The 16,729-nt window shown below is 67.0% G+C and carries 17 protein-coding genes; 15 read left to right on the top strand and 2 right to left on the bottom strand.

The window, feature by feature from the left end; all coding sequences use genetic code 11:
* Positions 1–20 precede the first annotated feature (20 nt).
* From FHW78_RS12340 to FHW78_RS12375, 8 genes are all read left to right on the top strand, one after another.
* Positions 21–2,102, top strand: a complete 2,082-nt coding sequence (locus tag FHW78_RS12340) for a hypothetical protein (protein WP_255443206.1) — start codon at positions 21–23, stop codon at positions 2,100–2,102.
* Positions 2,102–3,199 carry an alpha/beta hydrolase fold domain-containing protein gene (locus FHW78_RS12345; protein ID WP_255443207.1) on the top strand — a complete coding sequence of 366 codons (1,098 nt, stop codon included), beginning with the start codon at positions 2,102–2,104 and terminating at the stop codon, positions 3,197–3,199. Before FHW78_RS12340 ends, FHW78_RS12345 begins: the two co-directional genes overlap by 1 nt.
* Positions 3,200–3,290: 91 nt before the next feature.
* Positions 3,291–3,746, top strand: coding sequence for a DMT family transporter (locus tag FHW78_RS12350; protein ID WP_183640745.1), 456 nt, complete (start codon positions 3,291–3,293; stop codon positions 3,744–3,746).
* Entirely contained in the window at positions 3,743–4,315 is a 573-nt protein-coding gene (locus tag FHW78_RS12355) for a DNA-deoxyinosine glycosylase (RefSeq protein WP_183640748.1), read from the top strand. Before FHW78_RS12350 ends, FHW78_RS12355 begins: the two co-directional genes overlap by 4 nt.
* An 83-nt stretch (positions 4,316–4,398) precedes the next feature.
* Positions 4,399–5,166 (top strand): DUF2884 family protein, encoded by a 768-nt coding sequence (locus FHW78_RS12360; RefSeq protein WP_183640751.1) that lies wholly within the window; start codon positions 4,399–4,401, stop codon positions 5,164–5,166.
* A 147-nt stretch (positions 5,167–5,313) separates the two neighbouring features.
* On the top strand, positions 5,314–6,750 hold the full coding sequence (locus FHW78_RS12365) for a dihydrolipoyllysine-residue acetyltransferase (protein ID WP_183640753.1): 1,437 nt from the start codon (positions 5,314–5,316) through the stop codon (positions 6,748–6,750).
* A 15-nt stretch (positions 6,751–6,765) separates the two neighbouring features.
* On the top strand, positions 6,766–8,916 hold the full coding sequence (lpdA, locus tag FHW78_RS12370; protein WP_183640755.1) for a dihydrolipoyl dehydrogenase: 2,151 nt from the start codon (positions 6,766–6,768) through the stop codon (positions 8,914–8,916).
* 179 nt (positions 8,917–9,095) lie between these two features.
* Positions 9,096–9,770, top strand: a complete 675-nt coding sequence (locus FHW78_RS12375) for a DUF6624 domain-containing protein (protein WP_183640757.1) — start codon at positions 9,096–9,098, stop codon at positions 9,768–9,770.
* A gap of 72 nt (positions 9,771–9,842) precedes the next feature.
* On the opposite strand, the gene FHW78_RS12380 is transcribed toward FHW78_RS12375, so the two are convergent.
* Together FHW78_RS12380 and FHW78_RS12385 are read right to left on the bottom strand one after the other, a co-directional pair.
* Positions 9,843–10,046: a DUF2061 domain-containing protein gene (locus tag FHW78_RS12380; protein WP_183640758.1), complete on the bottom strand. Its 204-nt coding sequence runs from the start codon at positions 10,044–10,046 to the stop codon at positions 9,843–9,845.
* A 103-nt stretch (positions 10,047–10,149) separates the two neighbouring features.
* Positions 10,150–10,953, bottom strand: a complete 804-nt coding sequence (locus FHW78_RS12385) for a hypothetical protein (protein ID WP_183640759.1) — start codon at positions 10,951–10,953, stop codon at positions 10,150–10,152.
* Positions 10,954–11,409: 456 nt separating this feature from the next.
* Between FHW78_RS12385 and FHW78_RS12390 the strand changes: the two genes are divergently transcribed.
* The 7 genes from FHW78_RS12390 (at position 11,410) to atpG (ending at position 16,687) form a co-directional block, all read left to right on the top strand.
* A complete protein-coding gene (locus FHW78_RS12390) occupies positions 11,410–11,778 on the top strand; it encodes an ATP synthase subunit I (RefSeq protein WP_141454328.1) in 369 nt (122 codons plus the stop codon).
* Between the two features lie 29 nt (positions 11,779–11,807).
* Positions 11,808–12,605, top strand: coding sequence for a F0F1 ATP synthase subunit A (gene atpB / locus FHW78_RS12395; RefSeq protein WP_141454327.1), 798 nt, complete (start codon positions 11,808–11,810; stop codon positions 12,603–12,605).
* Between the two features lie 63 nt (positions 12,606–12,668).
* The gene (gene atpE, locus FHW78_RS12400; RefSeq protein WP_141454326.1) at positions 12,669–12,971 is read left to right on the top strand and encodes a F0F1 ATP synthase subunit C; all 303 of its coding nucleotides are present in this window, start codon (positions 12,669–12,671) and stop codon (positions 12,969–12,971) included.
* Positions 12,972–13,080: 109 nt separating this feature from the next.
* Positions 13,081–13,551, top strand: a complete 471-nt coding sequence (locus tag FHW78_RS12405; RefSeq protein WP_141454325.1) for a F0F1 ATP synthase subunit B — start codon at positions 13,081–13,083, stop codon at positions 13,549–13,551.
* A gap of 15 nt (positions 13,552–13,566) precedes the next feature.
* Positions 13,567–14,094, top strand: a complete 528-nt coding sequence (locus FHW78_RS12410) for a F0F1 ATP synthase subunit delta (RefSeq protein ID WP_183640760.1) — start codon at positions 13,567–13,569, stop codon at positions 14,092–14,094.
* Positions 14,095–14,166: 72 nt separating this feature from the next.
* A complete protein-coding gene (gene atpA, locus FHW78_RS12415) occupies positions 14,167–15,714 on the top strand; it encodes a F0F1 ATP synthase subunit alpha (protein WP_141454323.1) in 1,548 nt (515 codons plus the stop codon).
* 109 nt (positions 15,715–15,823) lie between these two features.
* On the top strand, positions 15,824–16,687 hold the full coding sequence (atpG, locus tag FHW78_RS12420) for a F0F1 ATP synthase subunit gamma (RefSeq protein WP_183640761.1): 864 nt from the start codon (positions 15,824–15,826) through the stop codon (positions 16,685–16,687).
* Positions 16,688–16,729 lie beyond the last annotated feature (42 nt).

Consider the following 16,729-nt stretch of genomic DNA (forward strand, 5'->3'; position numbering starts at 1 on the left):
CCGCTTCCCGCAAAACGCCCTTGCTCCTGAAAAATGCCTGTGCCCGGCTGCTTCTCGCCGGCCTGCTGGCGCTGCCGGCCATGGGCCAGGCGCTGGCCTACGATCGCGCGCCGGTCGACGCGCCGCTGCAGTTCCGCATCACCGAAGGACGGATCGAAAACGCGTTCCACCAGGAGGGCGACATCGCCGCGCACCTGCTGCTCAGCTCCGGCGACCGGCCGCGCGTGCTGGTGGCGTTTCCGGCGGGCAACAGCGGCGTGGGCGTCTGGTTCGAGGAGGCGGCCACGCCGGTGCGGTGGACACTGGGGCAGGTCAAGGGCGAGCGCCGCCGCGACGGCGGGCACGCCTGGGCCGGCATCGTGGCCGAGGCCAGCGTCGATGCGCCCCGGCTGGTGGTGAAGGATGCGGTGCTCGGCAGCGTGCGCGTGCTGCGCGATTACCAGCTGGGCCAGGCCTATCCGGTCGAGACCGCCGCGCAGCCCGAAGTCTCTGCCGATGCGGTCCGCTGGAAACGCAATCGCCTGGATGGCGCGCCAGGCTACGCCATCGCCCTGGAGGCCGAGAACGGCCGCTTCGAGCGCGAGGACGGGAAAATCGTATTGCGCGCGAACCGCGCCGGCGAACCGCTGCGGCTGCGCATCCGCGCCTCGACCGGGGAGACCCCGCTGGTTCCGTTCAGCGCCGCCGGCCTGCTCAACGAACACGCGACGGCCGATCTGCGCAGCCGCCAGGCGCTGCGATTCCTGAGCTACCACGAGAAATTCCTGGCCGGCTCGTGGCGCTTCGACACCTATTTCGGCCGCGACACCCTGATGTCGGTGCGCCTGCTGATGCCGGTGCTGCAACCGGAGGCGGTGGAGGCCGGCATCGGCGCGGTACTGGCGCGCCTGGCGCCCGATGGCGAAGTCGCCCACGAGGAGGACATCGGCGAGTTCGCGGTGCTGCGCCATCGCAAGGAACAGGGCAAGCCGTCCGCCGCGCCGATCTACGACTACACGATGATCGACGACGACTACATGCTGCCGCCGGTGGCCGCGGCCTGGCTGCTGGAGGATGCGCGCGGCCGGGCGCGCGCCCGCGATTTCCTCGCCCGCCGGGGCGAACAGGGTCGCAACGGCGAAACGCTGGTGCGCAACCTGTTGTTCGTGGCGGAGCAGAGCCGCGCGTTCGCGGAGGAGCCCGCGTATCGAAACCTGATCGCGCTCAAGCCGGACAAGCCGGTGGGACAGTGGCGCGACAGCAATGAGGGTCTGGGGCGCGGCCGCTATCCCTACGACGTCAACGCGGTATGGATGCCGGCGGCATTGCGCGCGATGGGCGGATTCCTCGACAGCGGCCTGCTGGACGGCTACACCAGCGTGGAACAGCGCACGCAGCTGCGCGCCGCCGCAGGACGCGCCGATACCTGGGAACGACGCGCGGCGGAACTGTTCACGGTGCGGCTGCCGAACGCGCGCGCGGCCGAACAGATCCGCGCCTACGCCACCGAGGCCGGCGTGCCGGATCGCGCGGCGCTCGATGCGCTGGGCGACGGCGAACTGGCGTTCGCGGCGCTCGCGCTGGATGCGCAGGGCAAGCCGGTGCCGGTGCTGCATTCGGACGAAGGCTTCCGCCTGCTGTTCGGCCGACCCGATGCGCAGTCCCTGGCGCGCGATGTCGACAACCTGATGCGTCCTTTCCCGGCCGGCCTGATGACCGACGTGGGCCTGCTGGTCGCCAATCCTGCCTACGCCGATCGCGAGGTCTGGCCACGCCTGGGCAGCGCCGCCTACCACGGCACGGTGGTGTGGGCCTGGCAGCAGGCGGTGCTGGCGGCCGGCCTGCGACGGCAACTGGCGCGGGACGATTTGCCGGCCGAGACACGCGCCGCACTGGGCGATGCGCAGGCCCGGCTGTGGCGGGCGATCCGCGCCGCCGATGCGGTGCGCACCTCCGAGCTGTGGTCGTGGTCGTACCGCGACGGCCGCTATCAGGTCGAGCCGTTTGGCGCGCAGGGTGCGCACGAGGACGAATCCAACGCCGCGCAACTTTGGAGCACGGTGTTCCTTGCCCTGCCGCCGCCTGACGCGGCGCCCGCGGCCGAATCCGGAAAGGAAAAATGATGAAGAAGAACCTGCTTTTCACCGCGCACCGGCGCCGCGCGATGTTGCGTCTCGCCCTGGGTTTGTCGGCGCTGTCGGCGCCGCTGGCGGCGATCGCACAGGACAAGCCGGCCGCGCCGGATACCGTGGCGATGCCGGCCACGTCGCTGCCCTACAGCCGGTTCGCCAGCGCCGAGGCGCGTGCGCAGTTCGAGCGGATGCTGGCCGAAACCCGCGAAGGCAAGGGGCCGAATCCGGCCGACATCGCCGATCAGCGGCGCTTCTACCAGCGCTACAACGACGACCGCCTGGCCGAAGCCGAGCGCCGCTATCCGGCCAAGGTGGAAGCCACCCGCATCGGCGGCGTGCCGGTGCACGTGGTGGATCCGCAGGCCGGCGCGCAGGGCGACAACGCGCAGCGGGTGCTGATCAACCTGCACGGCGGCGCCTTCATGTGGGGCTCGGGCAGCGGCGCGCTGGTGGAAGCGGTGCCGATTGCCGCGGTCGCCGGCATCCGGGTGGTGACGGTGGATTACCGGCTGGCGCCCGAGCATCCCTACCCGGCCGCGGTGGACGACGTGGAAGCCGTCTACCGCGAGCTGCTCAAGCAGTACCGCGCGGAGAACATCGGCATCTACGGTTGTTCGGCCGGCGGCATGCTGACCGCGCAGGCCACCGCGCGGATCCTGAAGCGGGATCTGCCGCGTCCCGGCGCGATCGGCAACTTCTGCGGCACCGGCCTGCTGTTCGCCGGGGATTCGGCGACCCTGGGACAACTGGCGGTCGGCGTGCCGCCACTGCAATCGGACGGTGGCGCGAGCCTGCCGTACCTGCGCACCGCGCAGGCGGACGACCCGGTCGCCTATCCCGGCCAGTCGCCGGAACTGCTCGCGAAGTTTCCGCCCACCCTGTTCCTGGCCGGCGGGCGCGACTTCGCGGTCAGCGCGGTGAGCACGATGCAGCGCCGGCTGCTGGGCGCGGGCGTGGACGCGGAACTGGTGCTGTTCGATGGCCTGTGGCATGCCTTCTTCGTGTATCCGGATCTGCCGGAGTCGCAGGAAGCCTATGGCCTGATCGCGCACTTCTTCGATCGCCGCCTGGGCCGCCAGCCGCGCTGAGGGCGATCGTTCCAGCGGCGCCACGCAGCGTCGTGCGCCTGAACACATCGCCTGCCGTATCGTGTCCGCCTTCGAATCCGGGAAGATGGACATGAAAGCAATCGGAATGGGCCTGGCGGTGTTCATCGGCATGCTGTTGCCGTTGCAGGCGTTGATCAATGCATCGCTGGGACGGCAGACCTTCGGCCCGCTGTTCGCCGCGCTGATGTCGTTCGCGGTCGGCACCGGCGTGCTGGCGCTGTGGTGGCTGGCCACGCGGCCCACCTTCGACCCGGCGGCGCTGGCGCGGGTGCCATGGTGGGCGTGGACCGGCGGCGCCATCGGCGCGATCTACGTCGCCGCCGCGACCCTGCTGATTCCGCGCATGGGCGCCGCGCCGCTGATTTGTCTGGTGGTGTTCGGACAACTGGTGGGCTCGCTGCTGCTGGATCATTTCGGCGTGCTGCATGCGCGCCAGCCCATCGACGGCACCCGCGTGATCGGTGCGCTGCTGGTCGTCGCCGGCGCGCTGCTGGTGGTGCGGCCCTGGCAGACGCCGGCCGGATGAGCGCGACGCTCCTGCGCGGCTTGCCGCCGCAGGCGGCCCCGGATTGCCGGGTACTGGTGCTGGGTTCGATGCCGGGCGCGGCATCGCTGGCGGCGGCGCGCTACTACGCCCATCCGCGCAACCGGTTCTGGCCGCTGATGGGCGCGCTGTGCGGTTTCGATCCCGCGCTCGACTACCCGCTCCGGCTGGCCGCGCTACAGGCCGCCGGTGTCGGCCTGTGGGACGTGATTGGAACCTGCGAGCGCCGTGGCAGCCTGGACGCGGACATCGTCCGCGGCAGCGAGGTCGCCAACCCGCTGGTGGACTGGCTGGAGGCACGGCCCTCCCTGCGCGCGGTGGCCTTCAACGGCGGCAAGGCGGCGCAGGCGTTCCAGCGCCACGTCGCGCCGACCCTGCCGGCGGCGCTGGCCGCGCGGCTCGTGTTCCACGCGCTGCCGTCCACCAGTCCGGCCAACGCGGCTTTCGGCGTGGAACGCCTGGCCAAATCCTGGGGAATCCTGAAGCCCTGCCTGGGCGTTCCCGCCCCCGACACTTCCGTCCCGGACCCTCCTGTTCCGGAGCGGCCCTGACGAAGGTCATGCCCCCGTCCGGCATGTGCGGGCGGTCCGTTGCGCTGGCATCCTGTTGGCAACCGAACTTCCGGAGGCCGCCCATGATCCGTTCCGCCCCGCGCCTTTCCCTGCTGTGCCTGGCCGCGCTGTCCGGGCTGGCCGTGTCCGCGCAGGCCAAGGACGTCCGCTGCGAGATCGAAAGCGACTACGACATGACGGTCAACGAGCGCAGCGTGATCTTCACCCGCGAAAGCGGCGCGCCCAAGGCGATCGTGATGCGCCAGGGGCGCCTGTTCGTCGATGACCGCTGGGTCCGGATCAATGACGACGATCGCCAGCGCCTGATCGACTTCGAACGCGGCGCGCGCACCGCCATGCCGCTGGCGCACGAAATCGGCCGCGACGCCGCCGACATCGCGGTCACCGCGCTGGGCGAAGTCGCCGCCAGCATCAGCAACCATCCGGATCGCACCCGCAAGTCGCTGGACAAGGCGCGCAAGGCCATCGACCAGGGTATCGCCCGTTCGATCAGCGCCAACCGCTTCAACAGCCAGGATCTGGACAAGGGCATCGAGCGCGCGGTCGGCGAAGTGATGCCCAGCGTGATCGGCGACATCGTCGGTGGCGCGCTCACCGCCGCCCTGACCGGCGATGCCGATCGCCTGGAGCGGATGGACGGGCTGGACAAGCAAGTGGAAGCGCGGGTGGCGCCACGCGCCAAGGCGCTGGAAGTGCGCGCGGAGAAACTGTGCTCGCAGATGCGCGAGATGGAGCGCATCGACAATGCGCTGGCGTATCGTCTCCCCGGCGGGCAGGCGCTGAACCTGCTGGAAGAAAAGCCCGACCAAAGGCATACCACCGGCGACTGAGCAAGGCGTGCCTGCCGTCGCGCGAGCCGCGACGGCCGATTCCAGCGGTCCCGGCCCGAAAATAATTGCGCTCAGAGGTTGGCGCACCGGGCGGGGATGGCCACAATAGGGGTTCCCCTATTGGCAAGTGATCGCTGGAGTTCCCCCATGGCCGAAATCAAGGAAGCGCGTGTTCCCGACATCGGTGGCTACAGTGACGTTCCCGTCATTGAAGTGCTGGTCGCCGTTGGCGATACCGTCGCCAAGGATCAAGGCCTGGTCACCCTGGAGTCCGACAAGGCGACGATGGAAGTCCCGTCGGCCTTCGCCGGTGTGGTCAAGGAATTGAAGGTCAAGCTCGGCGACGAACTGGCCGAAGGCTCGGTGGTCGCCCTGATCGAGGTGGCCGAAGGCGCCGCCGCTCCCGCCGCGCCGAAGGCCGAACCGGCCAAGGCCGAGCCGGTCAAGACCGCCGAGACCGGCGCGAAGGTCGAGCCGGTCGCGGTCGCCCCGACCCCGGACAAGCTCACCCAGCGCGAGATCGCGCAGGAAGCCGCCGCGCCGACCGCGCCCGCCGCGCCGCGCGCGCTGGAAGACAAGCCCGGCATCGATCCGGAAGCCGTGCCCCCGCGCACCCCGCCGGTGGAGTTCAATGCCGACCGCGTGCTGCCGTCCAAGGTGGCCTACGCCAGCCCGACGGTGCGCCTGTTCGCCCGTGAGCTCGGCGTCGACCTGGATCAGGTCAAGGGCAGCGAACGCGGCGGCCGCATCAGCAAGGAAGACGTGCAGCGCTACGTGAAGGCGGCCCTGTCCGGCGGCGTGCCGGCTGCGGCCGGTGCCGCGCCTGTCGCCAGCGCTGGTGGCGGGCTGAACCTGCTGCCGTGGCCAAAGGTGGACTTCAGCAAGTTCGGCGAAGTCGAAGTCCAGCCGCTGTCGCGCATCAAGAAGATTTCCGGCGCCAACCTCGCTCGCAACTGGGCGATGATCCCGCACGTCACCCAGCACGATCACGCCGACATCACCGAGCTGGAAGCGCTGCGGGTGGCGCTGAACAAGGAGAACGAGAAGGCCGGCATCAAGCTGACCATGCTCGCGTTCCTGATGAAGGCCAGCGTCGCCGCGCTGAAGAAGTATCCCGAGTTCAACGCCTCGCTGGACGCCAGCGGCGAGAACCTCACCCTGAAGAAGTACTTCCATATCGGCTTCGCCGCCGATACCCCGAACGGCCTGGTCGTGCCGGTCATCCGCGACGTCGACAAGAAGGGCGTCAACGAGCTGGCCGCCGAAACCAGTGAACTGGCCAAGAAGGCCCGCGACGGCAAGCTCGGCCCGGCCGACATGTCCGGCGGCTGCTTCTCGATTTCCTCGCTGGGCGGTATCGGCGGCACCGCGTTCACTCCGATCGTCAACGCGCCGGAAGTCGCCATCCTCGGCGTGTCCAAGTCCTCCATCCAGCCGGTGTGGGACGGCAAGCAGTTCGCGCCGCGCATGCTGCTGCCGCTTTCGCTGAGCTACGACCACCGCGTCATCGACGGTGCCTCCGCCGCGCGCTTCACCGCGTACCTGGCGCAACTGATGGGCGACCTGCGTCGCGTGCTGCTGTAAGCGGGGGCTGGAACCATGGCAAACACGACTATTGAAGTAAAAGTCCCCGACATCGGCGGTTACGACGATGTGCCGGTCATCGAGATCCTGGTCGCGGTGGGCGACACGGTGAAGAAGGATCAGGGCCTGGTCACCCTGGAATCGGACAAGGCCACGATGGAAGTGCCGTCCTCGGCCGCCGGCGTGATCAAGGAATTGAAAGTCAAGCTGGGCGATGCCCTGTCCGAAGGCAGTGTGGTGGCGGTGCTGGAAGTCGAAGGTGCCGCCGCGGCGCCGTCCGCGTCCGCCGCCGCTCCGGCTGCGCCGGCCAAGGCGGCCGCACCCGCTGTTCCGGCCGCCTCCGCGCCGGCGCCTGCCGCGGCATCCGCGCCTGCGGCATCGGCGGGCGGCACCCTGGAAGCCAAGGTGCCGGACATCGGCGGCTACAACGACGTGCCGGTCATCGAAATCCTGGTCGCCGTGGGCGACACGGTGAAGAAGGATCAGGGCCTGGTCACCCTGGAGTCGGACAAGGCGACGATGGAAGTGCCGTCGCCGGCCGCCGGCGTGATCAAGGAACTGAAGGTCAAGCTGGGCGACACCCTGTCCGAAGGCAGCGTGGTGGCCGTGCTGGAAAGCGGCGCGGCCGCGCCCGCCGCCGCCGCGCCGGCCAGCAAGCCGCCGGTCACGCCTTCGCATCGCGCGCCTGCCGAACCCGCCGCGCCGAAGCCGGCGCTGGGCACCGGCAAGCCCGCCGACATCGAATGCCGGATGGTGGTGATCGGTTCCGGTCCCGGTGGCTACACCGCCGCGTTCCGCGCCGCCGACGTCGGCCTCGACACCGTGCTGGTGGAGCGCTACGACTCGCTGGGCGGCGTCTGCCTCAATGTGGGCTGCATCCCGTCCAAGGCACTGCTGCATGCCGCCGCACTGATCGACGAGACCGCGCATTCGGCCGATATCGGCATCGAGTTCGCCAAGCCGAAGATCGATCTCGACAAGCTGCGCGACTTCAAGCAGAACCGCGTGGTCGGCCAGTTCACCAAGGGCCTGGCCGGCATGGCCAAGCAGCGCAAGGTGCGGACCGTGCAGGGCGTGGCGAAGTTCGTCTCGCCGCATGAACTTGAAATCACCGGCAGCGATGGCAAGACCCAGCTACTGCGTTTCGAGAACTGCATCATCGCCGCCGGTTCGCAGGCGGTGAAGCTGCCCAACTTCCCGTGGGACGATCCGCGGGTGATGGATTCCACCGACGCGCTGGCGCTGCAGGAAGTGCCGAAGAAGCTGCTGGTGGTCGGCGGCGGCATCATCGGCCTGGAAATGGCGACGGTATACCGCGCGCTGGGCAGCGAAGTGACCGTGGTCGAGTTCATGGACCAGCTGATGCCCGGCGCCGACAAGGACCTGGTCAAGCCGCTGGCCGACCGCCTGAAGAAGCAGGGCGTGGCCGTGCACCTGAAGACCAAGGCGGCCAAGGTCGAAGCCTCCAAGAAGGGCATCACGGTGTCGTTCGAGAGCGCCACCGAAGGCCAGAAGCCGGAACTGGAATCCGGCACCTGGGATCGCGTGCTGGTCGCGGTGGGCCGTTCGCCCAACGGCGGCAAGCTGGATGCCGACAAGGCCGGCGTGACCGTCACCGATCGCGGCTTCATTCCGGTGGACCCGCAGATGCGCACCAACGTGCCGCACATCTTCGCCATCGGCGATCTGGTCGGCCAGCCCATGCTCGCGCACAAGGCCACCCATGAAGGCAAGCTGGCGGCGGAAGTGGCCGCGGGCGAGAAGAAGGAATGGGTGGCGCGGGTGATTCCGTCGGTGGCCTACACCGATCCGGAAATCGCCTGGGTCGGCGTCACCGAGACCGAAGCCAAGGCCAAGGGCCTGAAGGTCGGCATCGGCAAGTTCCCGTGGGTGGCGTCGGCGCGCGCGGTCGGCATCGGTCGCGGCGAAGGTTCCACCAAGCTGATCTTCGACGAGGAAACCCATCGCATCATCGGCGGCGGCATCGTCGGCGTGCATGCCGGCGATCTGATCAGCGAAATCGCGCTGGCGATCGAGATGGGCGCCGAAGCCGGCGACATCGGCAGCACCATCCATCCGCACCCGACCCTCAGCGAGACGGTGGCGATGGCGGCCGAAGTCTACGAAGGCACCATCACCGACCTGTACATTCCGAAGAAGAAGTAAGCGGTCTGTCTCCGCAATGCAGATAAGGAAACCGCCTGCCTGGGCGGTTTCTTTTTGGACGCCGCACAGTCCGAACACCAGCCCGCAGAGCCGGGCTTGCTCGGCTTGAGCGTTCCCGGAGAAGAGGGGCTTCCCGCTAGAATCGCCGACAACACGCATGCACGGACAGGGATGATTCGATGACGTACCACGGGATGGCCGCAGCCGTATTGCTGGCACTGATGCTACCCGCCAGGGCCGATGACGACCCGCGGGAAGCCGCCGCCTACGCGAAATGCCCGGGCGCGGCGGCGTTCGCCCGCCTGCACCCCAAGCCGTCGCCGCCGGATATCGCCGACGCCGCGGCACGCCTGTCGGATCTGCGGATCGAACTGCTGCGGATGCAGGCCCGCGATCAGGACGTCCGCGATGGCGACTGGTCGCAGGAGGATATCCGGCAGATGATGCAGGTCGATGCCGAGCACCTGCCACGGCTCAAACAGATTGTCGCCGAACATGGATTCCCCACCGCCGAACTGGTCGGGCGCGATGGCGTCGACGCGGCCTGGCTGCTGGTGCAGCACGCCGACGCCGATCCGGCGTTCCAGGAGCAGATGCTGTCGGCGATCACGCCACGCGTGCAGAGCGGGGAAATCTCCCGCCACCAGTTCATCCTGCTGACCGACCGCGTGCTGGCGGGGCAGGGCAAGCCGCAGCGCTATGGCAGCCAGCTATTGGCGCAAGGCGGACGCTGGGTGCCCAAGCCGATCGAGGCGCCGGAGTCGGAAGTCGATCAGCGGCGCGCAGCGATGGGTGACATGCCGCTGGCCGACTACGTCTGCATGGCGACCCAGATGTTTCCCCCGCCCCCGTAGAACCGAGCTTGCTCGGCTGGAGCGTCCCGGGTACGAGACATCCCGCAGCGGAGCAAGCTCCGCTCTACGGGGTCATGCGGGAACGGCGGCCGCGCGCTCGGCGCGGCGACGCTCGATCCGCTTCCACACTTTCTCGTGGAAATGGAATACCACCGTATTGCAGGCCGGCTCGACCAGGGCCAGCGCACCGCCGACCAGCCAACTGCCGGTGAATGCCCAGCCCAGCAGGAAGGCGACCGAGAAGTGCAGGGCGGCGAAAGTGAATGTCTTGGTCATGGTCGACCTCGATGCTCAAATGAGATTGATTCTCATTATGAGGTCGGGGCAGCCAAAGTCCAATGAGTCCTTTCAGCATTTTCGATAGACATTACCTATAAATTCAGAACGCCAGGGTCACGCCGGCTATCGGACCCTTGAAGCGCTGATCCAGTCCCAGCAGCCCGTCGCTGCCCGCGCGTTCGACGTCCAGCTTGAACCAGTCATAGCCGGCGAACAGCCCGAAATGCGGAGTGAAGCGGTATTCGACCAGCGCGTTGGCGCGGGTGATGCTGCCATCGTAGTCGCCGAAATCGCCCCAACCGGCGTCCAGGTACTGGCCCTGCAGGTTGAACAGCCACTTTTCATTGGGCGTGGCGGTCAGGCGCAGGCCCACCACCGGCGCGTAACCGTCGTCGCTGCTGCGGGTTTCATAGCTGTTCTCGCCGGCTTCCGCATACAGGCGGCCTTCCAGCTTGGCCCACTCGGCGCCGATCTGCAGGCCGAGATTGAAGGTGGGCGTATCGACCACAGCGTAGTCGTACATCAGGCTGGCCAGCTGGAACTTGGCCTTGCCCTTGGCGAAGCTGCCGGCGGGAATGGTGACATCGTCATACGAGAGGTCCTCTCCCAGCGTCGCCCGGCGGTCCTTGTCGTACTGGAAGTAGTCGAAGATCAGCCGGTGCCGCTGGCCCATCCGGAACACGCCGTCGATGCGCGGGACCAGTTCCTTGCCGCCGAAGTCGAAGTCCTGGGAAAAGCGCAGATCCTGGCCCTGGAAATTGGTTCGTCCGCTGAGCACGCCGTCGGCGTCGACGTCCATGGCGCCCAGCCGGAGGGTGAAGCGGTCCGGTTCCTGCGCGTTTGCCGCCGAAATGCCGGCGGCGCCGAAAACCAGCATCAGGGGAAGGGAAGCCCGAAATCTCATGCCTGTCTCTCCTGGAACAATGAACAGGCTTTCCACCCTCTGCGTCATGCCGTGGACATGAAGTGAAACCGCGGTTCTCGTCGCGTGAAAACGCCAGTCCCGGAAAGAGCGAAGCCCCGGGCCAGGAGCCTCGGGGCTTCTAAAGGTCTGCTCGGAGCATCGGACGAGGAAGTTGGTTCGCAGACCTTGCAAGCAGGACTGACCAAGGGAGTTCGTCAAAGTTCCGCAAAAAATGCGATAAAAATATGAACAGGGAGGCGAGGCGGCCGCCGTTCCGTCCGGGCTGGAAACGGTTACCGGCAGGTTCCCGTCACGAAAGCCACCCATGACAGCCCGCGAACGCAACTTTACGACCTTCGGCGGTTGTCCCGGAAAATAGCCCCCTGCTATACTTTTGCGGCTCGGCGAGGCGCTATCAGGCCTTGTTCCCCGCCACGAAACCCCGTAGGACCTACTGTGCTGAACTCCGTCGCTGCGGGCCGGCGGCTGGTATTGCGCGCAACGGCTTTCCAGCTGGGTGCCGTGCTGCTGGTCGCGATGGCCTTCCTGCTCTGGGGAAAATCCCAGGCGCTGGCGGCCGCGGTCGGGGGACTGGCGATGGTGGCGGGGGGATGGTTCGCCGCCCGGCTGGCCTTCGGCGCCGGGGTGACCGGTGCGGGGACCGCGATGGTGCGGTTGCTGGCCGGGATGGTTATCAAGTGGATCACGGTTGTTGTGGTGCTGCTGCTGGGAATCGGGGTGTGGAAACTTCCACCTCTGGCCCTGCTGGCCGGCACGCTGACCGGGATGGCGGCACAGGCGCTGGCGATGGCCAGGCTCCGATAAAAAATTCTTATTAGCAGGATCTAGGACACATGGCGGGCGAGGAAACACTGACACCCACCGGTTACATCCAGCACCACCTCCACAACCTGACGTTCCAGGTTCAGGAGGGCGGGTTCTGGGCCATCCATCTGGACACCATCATCACTTCGGTGCTGATGGGTCTGCTGATGGTGTTCATGTTCTGGCTGGCCACCCGCAAGGCGACCTCGGGCGTCCCGGGCAAATGGCAGGCCTTCGTCGAAATCATGCTTGAGTTCGTCGACAAGCAGGCGCGCGACACCTATCACGGCACCAGCAAGCTGGTGACCCCGATCGCGATCACCCTGTTCTTCTGGATCCTGCTGATGAACCTGCTGAAGATGATTCCGGCAGACTTCATCGCCAAGCCGCTCGAACTGATGGGCGTGCACTACTGGAAGCCGGTCCCGACCGCCGACGTCAACGCGACCCTCGGCATGTCGATCAGCGTGTTCTTCCTGATGCTGTTCTTCGCGCTGCGCTCCAAGGGCCCGATCGGGTTCACCAAGGAGTTCCTGACCGCGCCGTTCGGCAAGTGGATGATGCCGTTCAACCTCATCCTCAACATCGTCGAGTGGCTGAGCAAGCCGATCTCGCTGGCCATGCGACTGTTCGGCAACATGTTCGGCGGCGAGATCGTGTTCCTGCTGATCTGGGTGCTCGGCGGCGCCGGCATCGTCGGCGCGCTCGCGGGCGGCGCCTTCGGCCTCGGCTGGATGCTGTTCCACCTGCTGGTCATCCCGCTGCAGGCCTTCATTTTCATGATGCTGTCGATCGTGTACCTGAGCCTGTCGGAAGACAGCCACTGATTTCGCTTCACCCTTTGCACCTTAAACATTCCACCCTTTAGCAATTTAGTTCCGGAGAAAACCATGGAAACCGTTCTGACCACCCTCGCTCAAGTTCAGGCCTCCACCGTCCTCGCCATCGGCATCATGATCGGCCTGGCCGCTCTGGGCGCGGGTCTGGGCCTGGCCATCATGGCCGGCAAGTTCCTGGAATCGGCCGCGCGCCAGCCGGAACTGATCCCGGTCCTGCAGGTCCGCATGTTCATCACCGCCGGCCTGATCGACGCCGCGTTCATCATCAGCGTCGCCGTGGGCCTGCTGTTCGCCTTCGCCAACCCGCTGGCCACCGCGTTCACCGAGCAGCTCGCCAAGCTGGCCGGCGGCTGATCAGCGGTTTCTGAAGTGCGGGCGACGGCCATCCGGACGCCCGCAACGCAGATAGAAGGGCCGGGAGGCCGCGTGTTTCCCGCCCATCACCACTGGCAGAGCTAAACCCATGAACATCGGTCTGACCCTATTTGCCCAGGCGCTGGCGTTTGCCGGTTTGATCTGGATCATCGCGACCAAGATCTGGCCGCCGCTGCTGAACGCGATCGAAGAGCGTCAAAAGAAGATTGCCGAAGGCCTGGCTGCCGCTGATCGCAGCCAGCGCGAACTCGCGGTGGCCGAAGAGAAGGTCAACGAGGCCCTGAAGGAAGCCCGCGTCAAGGCGAACGAAATCATCGATCAGGCGCACGCCCGTGCCAACCAGATCGTCGATGCCGCCAAGAACGAGGCGATCGCCGAAGCCAACCGCCAGAAGGCGCTGGCCGAAGCCGAGATCGAGGCCGCCGCGACCCGCGCCCGCGAGGAACTGCGCAAGCAGGTCTCCACGCTGGCCGTGACCGGTGCCGAGAAGCTGCTGCGCCGCGAAATCGATGCCAACGCCCACAAGGCGCTGCTCGATGAACTGGCCGCGGAAATCTGACGGGATCGCTGAACGATGAGCCAGGCCCTAACCGTCGCCCGTCCCTACGCCCGTGCCGCCTTCGCGGCCGCGCGTGACGAAAGCGCCCTCGTCGCGTGGTCCGACGCGCTCGGCTTTGCCGCGCGCGTCGCCGCCGATCCGCAGGTCGCCGCGCTGCTGCCCAACCCGGAACTGCCGCAGGCCCAGGCGGTCGCGCTGCTGGCTCCGGAAGGCGCCAGCGAGTCGTTCACCCGCTTCCTGTCGCTGCTGGCCGAAGCCCGTCGCCTGCCGCAGCTGCCGGAAGTCGCCGCGCTGTTCGAGGAACTGCGCGCCGAGGCCGAGCACATCGTCCGCGCCAAGGTCACCTCGGCGGTGGCATTGCCGGCCGGCGAGCTGGACGCAATCAAGGTCGCGCTGAAGAAGCGCCTGGGTCGCGACGTCGTGGTGGAAACCGCCATCGACGAATCGCTGATCGGCGGCGCGGTGATCGACGCGGGCGAAGTGGTCATCGACGGCTCGCTCAAGGGCAAGCTGTCGCGCCTGCAGACCGCGCTCACGCACTGACAAGAAACGTAGGGTGGGCCTCGGCCCACCGAACATGATGGTGGGCCAAGGCCCACCCTACAGGAAACCAAAATGGCTACCACGCTCAACCCCTCTGAAATCAGCGATCTGATCAAGAACCGCATCGAGAAGGTCAAGCTGGCCGCGGAATCGCGCAACGAAGGCACCGTCACCAGCGTGTCCGACGGCATCGTGCGCATCTTCGGCCTGGCAGACGTGATGCAGGGCGAAATGATCGAACTGCCGAACAACACCTTCGCGCTGGCGCTGAACCTGGAGCGCGACTCCGTGGGCGCCGTGGTGCTGGGTGACTACGAACACCTGCGCGAAGGCGACGTCGCCAAGACCACCGGCCGCATCCTGGAAGTGCCGGTCGGCCGCGAACTGCTCGGCCGCGTGGTCAACGCGCTGGGCGAGCCGATCGACGGCAAGGGCCCGATCGACGCCAAGCTGACCGCGCCGGTGGAGCGCGTCGCCCCGGGCGTGATCTGGCGCAAGTCGGTCGACCAGCCGGTGCAGACCGGTTACAAGTCGGTCGACGCGATGATCCCGATCGGCCGCGGCCAGCGCGAGCTGATCATCGGCGACCGCCAGACCGGCAAGACCGCGATGGCCATCGACGCCATCATCAACCAGAAGGGCACCGGCATTAAGTGCGTGTACGTGGCGATCGGCCAGAAGGCTTCGTCCGTCGCCAACGTCGTGCGCAAGCTGGAAGAGAACGGCGCGCTGGAGCACACCATCGTCGTCGCCGCCACCGCTTCCGAGTCGGCCGCGATGCAGTACATCAGCGCCTACTCCGGCTGCACCATGGGCGAGTACTTCCTGGACCGTGGCGAAGATGCCCTGATCGTGTACGACGATCTGTCCAAGCAGGCCGTCGCCTACCGCCAGATCTCGCTGCTGCTGAAGCGCCCGCCGGGCCGCGAAGCCTACCCGGGCGACGTGTTCTACCTGCACAGCCGCCTGCTGGAGCGCGCCGCGCGCGTGTCCGAGGAGTACGTCGAGAAGTTCACCAACGGTGAAGTGAAGGGCAAGACCGGTTCGCTGACCGCGCTGCCGATCATCGAGACCCAGGCCGGCGACGTGTCCGCGTTCGTGCCGACCAACGTCATCTCGATCACCGACGGCCAGATCTTCCTGGAAACCGACCTGTTCAACGCCGGTATCCGTCCGGCCGTCAACGCCGGTATCTCGGTGTCGCGCGTCGGTGGCGCCGCCCAGACCAAGATCATCAAGAAGCTGTCCGGCGGCATCCGCATCTCGCTGGCGCAGTACCGCGAGCTGGCGGCGTTCGCCCAGTTCGCCTCGGACCTGGACGAAGCCACCCGCAAGCAGCTGGAGCGCGGCCAGCGCGTCACCGAGCTGATGAAGCAGAAGCAGTACGCGCCGATGTCGATCGCGCTGCAGGCGCTGTCGATCTACGCCGTCAACGAGGGTTACATCGACGACGTGCCGGTCAACAAGATCCTGGCGTTCGAAGAAGCGCTGCACGCGCACTTCACCAACACCCAGGGCGAACTGGTCGACACCATCAACAAGACCGGCAACTGGAACGACGACATCGAAGGCGCCTTCAAGAAGGGCATCTCCGAGTTCAAGCAGACCGGGACCTGGTAAGAGCCGGGATTCGGGAATCGGGATTAGGGAATCGTAAGAGCGCAGAAGCGGACGGCCTGGCCGATTCCCGATTCTCCATTCCCGATTCCCGCGAGCAGAGCGAGCAGAGATGGCAGGCGGACGCGAAATCAAAACCAAGATCAAGAGCGTGCAGAACACCCGCAAGGTGACGCGCGCGCTCGAGATGGTCTCGGCTTCCAAGATCCGGAAGGCGCAGGACCGCATGAAGACCTCGCGCCCGTACGCGCGGGCGATGAAGCAGGTCATCGGCCACCTGGCCCAGGCCAACACCGATTACCAGCATCCCTTCATGGTCGAGCGGCCGGAAGTGAAGCGGGTCGGTTACATCGTCATCTCGTCGGATCGCGGCCTGGCCGGCGGCCTCAACAACAACCTGTTCCGCAAGATGCTGGACGAAGTGCGCGGCTGGCAGGACAAGGGTGCCGAAGTCGACGTGGTCACCATCGGCCAGAAGGCCTCGGTGTTCTTCCGCCGGATCAAGGTCAACCTGGTCGGCAGCGTGTCCCACCTCGGCGACAGCCCCAAGCTGGACCAGCTGATCGGCGTCATCAAGGTCATGCTGGATGCCTACACCGAAGGCAAGCTGGATCGCGTGTTCGTGGTGTACAACGGCTTCGTCAACACCATGACGCAGCGCGCCTCGTTCGACCAGCTGCTGCCGCTGCCGGCGGCGGAGACGCAGGTGGCCCACCACGATTGGGACTACATCTACGAACCCGATGCGGCGACCGTGCTGGACCACGTGATCACCCGCTACATCGAGGCGCTGGTGTACCAGTCGGTGCTGGAGAACCTGGCATCCGAGCACGCCGCGCGCATGGTGGCCATGAAGGCCGCCAGCGACAACGCGACCAAGCTGATCGGCACCCTGAACCTGGTCTACAACAAGGCCCGCCAGGCGGCGATCACCCAGGAAATCTCGGAAATCGTCGGCGGCGCGGCGGCGGTGTAAGTAGGAACGGGGATTCGGGAATCGGGAATCAGGATTCGAAAG

The sequence above is a fragment of the Pseudoxanthomonas sp. OG2 genome (assembly GCF_014192765.1).
GTDB classification, from domain to species: Bacteria; Pseudomonadota; Gammaproteobacteria; order Xanthomonadales; family Xanthomonadaceae; genus Pseudoxanthomonas_A; species Pseudoxanthomonas_A beigongshangi.